This is a genomic window from Escherichia sp. Lx600-2 (genome assembly GCF_036662595.1).
GTDB lineage: Bacteria > Pseudomonadota > Gammaproteobacteria > Enterobacterales > Enterobacteriaceae > Escherichia > Escherichia coli.
Map to the genome: position 1 here is coordinate 1 of NZ_JAYQWM010000128.1, position 7,391 is coordinate 7,391.

A 7,391-nucleotide genomic window follows, 5' to 3' on the forward strand; every position below is an offset into this window, starting at 1 on the left:
TCGGTGGAGCTGCATGACAAAGTCATCGGGCATTATCTGAACATAAAACACTATCAATAAGTTGGAGTCATTACCTAATTCGAGAACGGATAAGCCGTGGCCGGTGGCGCTTTATTTGACGCCTGTGAGCAGTGCGGGCGGGGTGGTGATTAAAGCTGGCTCATTAATTGCCGTGCTTATTTTGCGACAGACCAACAACTATAACAGCGATGATTTCCAGTTTGTGTGGAATATTTACGCCAATAATGATGTGGTGGTGCCCACTGGCGGCTGCGATGTTTCTGCTCGTGATGTCACCGTTACTCTGCCGGACTACCCTGGTTCAGTGCCGATTCCTCTTACCGTTTATTGTGCGAAAAGCCAAAACCTGGGGTATTACCTCTCCGGCACAACCGCAGATGCGGGCAACTCGATTTTCACCAATACCGCGTCGTTTTCACCTGCACAGGGCGTCGGCGTACAGTTGACGCGCAACGGTACGATTATTCCAGCGAATAACACGGTATCGTTAGGAGCAGTAGGGACTTCGGCGGTAAGTCTGGGATTAACGGCAAATTACGCACGTACCGGAGGGCAGGTGACTGCAGGGAATGTGCAATCGATTATTGCCGTGACTTTTGTTTATCAATAAAGAAATCACAGGGCATTGCTAATGCAGGTACGCAATATTACCTGAAGCTAAAACCTGCACGTTAGCCCTTTGTAGGCCAGATAAGACGCGTCAGCGTCGCATCTGGCATAAACAAAGCGCACTTTACCGACAATCCGAACAGAGCCTGCCAATGGCAGGCTCAGGTGCTCTTTTACGCTACCATGCTAATAATCAGCACAATAATCAGCCCAACCACGGAGTTGACCAGCTCCAGCAGACCCCAGGTTTTCAACGTGTCTTTTACTGACAGGTCAAAGTAACCTTTGAACAACCAGAATGAGGCATCGTTAATGTGGGTGAGGGTGTTGGAACCCGCAGCCGTCGCCAGTACCAGCAGCGCCGGATTCACGCCAACCAGCTGACCAGTTGCTGGATCAAGGATTGCTGCACTGATAATCCCGGCGGCGGTCATCGCTGAAACCACACCCTGACCCGTCGCCAGACGAATCAGTACGGTGATCAGCCATGCCATGATGTAGGGCGAGATATTGCCGTGGGACATCAGCATGCCGATGGTGTCGCCGATGCCGGTGTCGATGATGGTCTGCTTCAGCACGCCACCTGCACCGATGATCAGAATCACCATTGCAATGCTTTTCACCGCGCTTTCAAAAGCGTTCATTACCCACTGCATATCGTGCCCGCGCGCGGTGCCAAAGAGTACGAATGCAACCACCATCGCAATAAACATTGCAATCGGCGAGGAACCGATAAAGTTAACCACTTCCCACGCAGGGGTATCTTTTACCAGCCAGATATTGGCGATGGTGGTAGAGATCATAATGATCGCCGGGATCAACGGCACCAGAATCGAAACGCCGAAAGAGGGCAGATTATTCATATCTACCGGTTGATCTGCTTTCAGGAATGATGGCGTTGGGCGCTCAAGATTGCCGAGGAACTTCGGCAGGATCAGACCTGCGCAGATGACACTTGGGATCGTCACCAGTACGCCATAGATATAAACCATCCCCATATCCGCGCCATAAGCATTCACCAGCGCCACCGGACCCGGCTGCGGTGGGAACAGTGAATGTGCGGTAGTGGCAGCTGCTACTGCCGGGATCGCCAGTTTCAGGAACGGAATTTTAGCTTCGGCGGCAATAACAATAACCAGCGGTGCTAACATGATAAAGGCCACTTCATAGAACATCGCCAGACCGAAAATCAGGCCGATGATAATCACCGACAGCTGTACATAACGCAGACCGAGACGTGCCAGCAGCGTATGCGCTATCTGGTGAGCCGCGCCGGAGTCGACCATCAATTTACCGATGACCGCACCGAACACCACGATGATAGCCAGTTCCCCCAGCGTGTTGCCGAAGCCCGCTTTCATGGTGTGCAGCAGCGACATCAAATCCATGCCCGCCAGCATCCCGACGGACAGCGCCGCCACCAACAAGGCCACCATTGAATTGATTTTGAACTTCAAATTCAGTACCAGCATCAGACCAATGCCGAATACCACCCAGAGAATGTTAAGCACATGCATAACGTTTTACCTTACCTGGTTGAACCGTTGTTATTTTGGGCGACATGTTATGTAAATTGGTCAACCATTGTTGCGATGAATGTCACATCCTCTGATCAATAACCATCGATTACCTTTTGCTGCAATTTGCAGCAACAACCAGGAGAGTGAAATTCTTGTGATGTGGTTAACCAATTTCAGAATTCGGGTTGACATGTCTTACCAAAAGGTAGAACTTATACGCCATCTCATCCGATGCAACGCCACGGCTGCGGTCTGGTTGTTCATCCGGATACCTAAACAACTCCAGGGTTCCGCGTCTCTTTGCTGTGGAACCCACTATGTGAAAGAGGAAAAATCATGGAACAGACCTGGCGCTGGTACGGCCCAAACGATCCGGTTTCTTTAGCTGATGTCCGTCAGGCGGGCGCGACTGGCGTGGTTACCGCTTTGCACCATATCCCGAACGGTGAAGTATGGTCCGTAGAAGAGATCCTCAAACGCAAGGCTATCGTTGAAGATGCAGGCCTGGTGTGGTCTGTCGTAGAAAGCGTGCCAATTCACGAAGATATCAAAACCCACACTGGCAACTATGAGCAGTGGATCGCTAACTATCAGCAGACTCTGCGCAACCTGGCGCAGTGCGGTATTCGCACCGTGTGCTACAACTTCATGCCGGTGCTCGACTGGACCCGTACTGACCTCGAATACGTGCTGCCAGACGGCTCCAAAGCTCTGCGCTTCGACCAGATCGAATTCGCTGCATTCGAAATGCATATCCTGAAACGCCCAGGTGCGGAAGCGGATTACACCGAAGAAGAAATTGCTCAGGCAGCTGAACGCTTCGCCACTATGAGCGACGAAGACAAAGCGCGTCTGACCCGTAACATCATTGCCGGTCTGCCGGGCGCGGAAGAAGGGTACACCCTCGACCAGTTCCGTAAGCACCTGGAGCTGTACAAAGATATCGACAAAGCCAAACTGCGCGAAAACTTTGCCGTCTTCCTGAAGGCGATTATTCCGGTTGCCGAAGAAGTTGGCGTGCGTATGGCTGTTCACCCGGACGATCCGCCGCGCCCAATCCTCGGCCTGCCGCGCATTGTTTCTACCATTGAAGATATGCAGTGGATGGTTGATACCGTAAATAGCATGGCGAACGGTTTCACCATGTGCACCGGTTCCTACGGCGTGCGTGCTGACAACGATCTGGTTGATATGATCAAGCAGTTCGGTCCGCGTATTTACTTCACCCATCTGCGCTCCACCATGCGTGAAGATAACCCGAAAACCTTCCACGAAGCGGCGCACCTGAACGGTGACGTTGATATGTACGAAGTGGTGAAAGCGATTGTTGAAGAAGAACACCGTCGTAAAGCGGAAGGCAAAGAAGACCTGATCCCGATGCGTCCGGACCACGGTCATCAGATGCTGGACGACCTGAAGAAGAAAACCAACCCAGGTTACTCCGCAATTGGTCGTCTGAAAGGCCTGGCCGAAGTTCGCGGTGTCGAACTGGCGATCCAGCGCGCTTTCTTTAGCCGTTAATATCCACCGGCATGGCTGCGCGCCGTGCCGGTTCCTTCTTCCTTGCCGTCACTCTCTGAAGACGGATTCTGGAGTTTACGATGACTACTATTGTTGACAGCAATCTGCCGGTTGCCCGCCCGTCATGGGATCATTCTCGTCTGGAATCACGCATTGTGCATCTCGGTTGCGGGGCGTTTCACCGTGCGCACCAGGCGCTGTACACCCATCATCTGCTGGAAAGCACCGACAGCGACTGGGGTATCTGCGAAGTTAACCTGATGCCAGGCAACGACCGCGTGCTGATCGAAAACCTGAAAAAACAGCAACTGCTGTACACCGTGGCGGAAAAAGGCGCGGAAAGCACCGAGCTGAAAATTATCGGTTCGATGAAAGAAGCGCTGCACCCGGAAATCGACGGCTGCGAAGGTATTCTCAACGCGATGGCGCGTCCGCAAACGGCGATTGTCTCTCTGACGGTCACGGAAAAAGGCTACTGCGCTGATGCGGCAAGCGGTCAACTGGATCTCAATAACCCGCTGATCAAGCACGATCTGGAAAACCCGACTGCGCCGAAGTCCGCGATTGGTTACATCGTCGAAGCCTTGCGTCTGCGTCGTGAAAAAGGGCTGAAAGCATTTACGGTGATGTCCTGCGATAACGTGCGTGAAAACGGTCATGTGGCGAAGGTCGCGGTACTGGGGCTGGCTCAGGCGCGTGACCCGCAGCTAGCGGCATGGATTGAAGAGAACGTCACCTTCCCGTGCACCATGGTTGACCGCATCGTTCCGGCGGCGACGCCAGAAACCTTACAGGAAATTGCTGACCAGCTGGGCGTTTACGACCCGTGCGCCATTGCCTGCGAACCGTTCCGTCAGTGGGTGATTGAAGATAATTTCGTTAATGGTCGCCCGGACTGGGATAAAGTGGGCGCACAGTTCGTTGCAGACGTTGTGCCGTTCGAAATGATGAAGCTGCGTATGCTGAACGGTAGCCACTCTTTCCTGGCGTACCTCGGTTACCTCGGCGGCTATGAAACTATTGCCGACACCATGACTAACCCGGATTATCGCAAAGCGGCCTTTGCCCTGATGATGCAGGAACAAGCGCCAACGCTGTCGATGCCGGAAGGTACGGACCTGAACGCCTATGCGACGCTGCTGATCGAGCGTTTCAGCAACCCGTCTCTGCGTCACCGTACCTGGCAGATTGCGATGGACGGCAGCCAGAAGTTACCGCAGCGTCTGCTGGACCCGGTGCGTCTGCACCTGCAAAACGGCGGCAGCTGGCGTCACCTGGCGCTGGGCGTGGCTGGCTGGATGCGTTACACCCAGGGCGTGGATGAGCAGGGTAATGCCATTGACGTGGTCGACCCGATGCTGGCCGAGTTCCAGAAGATTAACGCGCAGTATCAGGGCGCAGACCGCGTGAAAGCGCTGCTAGGCCTGAGCGGTATTTTTGCCGATGATCTGCCGCAGAATGCCGACTTTGTTGGCGCGGTGACGGCGGCATATCAGCAGCTGTGCGAACGCGGTGCGCGCGAGTGTGTGGCTGCGCTGTAACTAACTGATTACCCTACAGACTTACTGGTCAATCAAACTGATATTTGGTTGACCAGTTTTCGTTTTTTTGCCCACCTGTACGTGCCAACTTCCAGTGCTAATGGTATAGTTTGAGATTAACAGGGGCCGTAAAATTGCCCGTTGTAGGCCGGATAAGGCGTTCACGCCGCATCCGGCAAAAATTTGATTAACCGCACCTAACGGACACAACACCATGAAATCTGCCACCTCTGCGCAAAGACCTTACCAGGAAGTCGGGGCGATGATCCGCGATCTGATCATAAAGACGCCGTACAATCCTGGCGAACGGCTGCCGCCGGAGCGTGAAATTGCAGAAATGCTTGATGTCACGCGGACGGTGGTACGTGAAGCGCTGATCATGCTGGAGATCAAAGGGCTGGTGGAAGTGCGCCGGGGTGCCGGTATCTATGTTCTTGATAGCTCAGGCAGCCACAACACAGACAGTTCGGATGCCAACGTCTGTAATGATGCGGGTCCTTTTGAGCTGTTACAGGCGCGTCAGTTACTGGAAAGTAACATCGCGGAATTTGCCGCTTTGCAGGCTACCCGCGAAGATATCGTCAAAATGCGTCAGGCATTGCAACTGGAAGAGCGTGAACTGGCTTCCAGCGCGCCGGGTAGCAGCGAAAGCGGTGATATGCAGTTCCATCTCGCCATTGCCGAAGCAACGCATAACAGCATGCTGGTGGAGTTATTCCGTCAGTCCTGGCAGTGGCGGGAAAACAATCCAATGTGGATCCAGTTGCACAGCCATCTGGATGACAGCCTGTATCGCAAAGAGTGGTTGGGCGATCACAAACAGATCCTCGCCGCGTTAATCAAAAAAGATGCCCGAGCGGCGAAGCTGGCAATGTGGCAGCATCTGGAAAACGTTAAGCAACGTCTGCTGGAATTCTCGAACGTTGACGATATTTATTTTGACGGCTATCTGTTTGATTCATGGCCGCTGGATAAAGTCGACGTCTGACTTATTATAATAAGCGCAAGGGTAAACGTTCCTTGCGCTTTCTTAAATTAAGAAGTCGCAATGAGTATTGCTTTGTAAATTGCAGGGTATTGTTTAAATATCTGTATAACCTGAATATTAGTACTCATTCTTCTCAGTTGCTATTTACCAATATAATTCCATTCACCATTTTTTAATTCAAACAGTTCTGGAAGAGATGACGGTTGCAGAGTCATGCGTTTGAGTGGCGCATCTTCATCACCGGGGATAACTTTATATCCCATTTTTACATGGATCTCCGCGGTACCAGGATAGGCTTCTATACCAATGATTGGGTCATTTCCCATCTCAATATTAGCATTAAGTAATGCGGCAAGGGCGAATCCGGAAGAATTTGCTACCCCTGAGACAGTTATTATCTGATCAATATAGATATCAATTCTTGGCTGCTCATTGGTCCATCTTTTTGCCTGAGAAACTGGAAGGGTTGAAATATATCCTATCGTGGTTCCGGCGTAACCTGGAACATTGCAACCAGGGCCTAATGTTATTTCATGAACTGTATAGTCCTCAACAGGATCGAAAGGGCTCTTCATAAATAAATTTAGCCGTAAACCTTCTGCTAATTCTGTAGCAGCATGCGCCTTTTTACATATGCCACCATATATTTCGTCTAAAGCTGAGGTGATTTTCAAGTTTCGATAGAGCATACGTCCTGTTGTTGTAATACCATTGAATTCTCTGCATGTTTCTGTCACATAATTAAATGGCCAGGACTCTTTACTAATATCAAGTTTTCTAATTTCGACAACGCTTTTTCCATCGTAATTATGGTTATTGCCACGAGCAAGAGGCGGAAGATAGATATTTTCCGTATCCATGCGTGCACGTTCATGTTTACGTGTTAACTCACTGTCGACTTTTGGATGATGAAGGAAGTGATTATATGTAATAATTTAACTCTGAAGGGCATTGCTTAATGGCATAGACATAATAGTTACCTTTATGAGTATTTCACTGATGCTTAGAAAAATAGATAAATTTTTCTGTGGTAAAAAGAGAAGTAAACAAATGACATGCATGTTTCTGTTGTAGTGATATCAACTCTACACAGTGATATTAAATGGTGGGAAACACGGTGATGCTGCCAACTTACTGATTTAGTGTATGATGGTGTTTTTGAGGTGCTCCAGTGGCTTCTGTTTCTATCAG

General features: G+C 50.8%; 6 protein-coding genes and 1 pseudogene. 5 read left to right on the forward strand and 2 right to left on the reverse strand.

What is annotated here, in order from left to right:
* Positions 1 to 60: IS1 family transposase (locus OQV04_RS25295; RefSeq protein ID WP_071528444.1), on the forward strand; the 60-nt coding region annotated here is incomplete at its 5' end.
* Between the two features lie 16 nt (positions 61 to 76).
* Positions 77 to 631 (forward strand): annotated as a pseudogene (fimH, locus tag OQV04_RS22570) (type 1 fimbria D-mannose specific adhesin FimH); the annotation flags it as partial.
* A gap of 172 nt (positions 632 to 803) precedes the next feature.
* On the opposite strand, the gene gntP reads toward fimH, so the two are convergent.
* Positions 804 to 2,147: a gluconate permease GntP gene (gene gntP / locus OQV04_RS22575; RefSeq protein ID WP_000558251.1), complete on the reverse strand. Its 1,344-nt coding sequence runs from the start codon at positions 2,145 to 2,147 to the stop codon at positions 804 to 806.
* Positions 2,148 to 2,486: 339 nt separating this feature from the next.
* Between gntP and uxuA the strand changes: the two genes are divergently transcribed.
* From uxuA to uxuR, 3 genes are all read left to right on the forward strand, one after another.
* The gene (gene uxuA, locus OQV04_RS22580; protein WP_000438582.1) at positions 2,487 to 3,671 is read left to right on the forward strand and encodes a mannonate dehydratase; all 1,185 of its coding nucleotides are present in this window, start codon (positions 2,487 to 2,489) and stop codon (positions 3,669 to 3,671) included.
* Between the two features lie 80 nt (positions 3,672 to 3,751).
* The gene (locus OQV04_RS22585) at positions 3,752 to 5,212 is read left to right on the forward strand and encodes a fructuronate reductase (protein ID WP_000208194.1); all 1,461 of its coding nucleotides are present in this window, start codon (positions 3,752 to 3,754) and stop codon (positions 5,210 to 5,212) included.
* A 214-nt stretch (positions 5,213 to 5,426) separates the two neighbouring features.
* Entirely contained in the window at positions 5,427 to 6,200 is a 774-nt protein-coding gene (gene uxuR / locus OQV04_RS22590) for a Uxu operon transcriptional regulator (protein WP_000833691.1), read from the forward strand.
* Positions 6,201 to 6,340: 140 nt separating this feature from the next.
* Here the strand turns inward: uxuR and OQV04_RS22595 are convergent, their stop codons facing one another.
* Positions 6,341 to 7,135: a DUF2686 family protein gene (locus OQV04_RS22595; RefSeq protein WP_247806857.1), complete on the reverse strand. Its 795-nt coding sequence runs from the start codon at positions 7,133 to 7,135 to the stop codon at positions 6,341 to 6,343.
* Positions 7,136 to 7,391 lie beyond the last annotated feature (256 nt).

Excerpts from the sequence above, each read along its gene's own strand:
- gntP (WP_000558251.1), bottom strand. The coding sequence starts at position 2,147 with ATGCATGTGCTTAACATTCTCTGGGTGGTATTCGGCATTGGTCTGATG.
- uxuR (WP_000833691.1), top strand. The coding sequence starts at position 5,427 with ATGAAATCTGCCACCTCTGCGCAAAGACCTTACCAGGAAGTCGGGGCG.
- uxuA (WP_000438582.1), top strand. The coding sequence starts at position 2,487 with ATGGAACAGACCTGGCGCTGGTACGGCCCAAACGATCCGGTTTCTTTA.
- OQV04_RS22585 (WP_000208194.1), top strand. The coding sequence starts at position 3,752 with ATGACTACTATTGTTGACAGCAATCTGCCGGTTGCCCGCCCGTCATGG.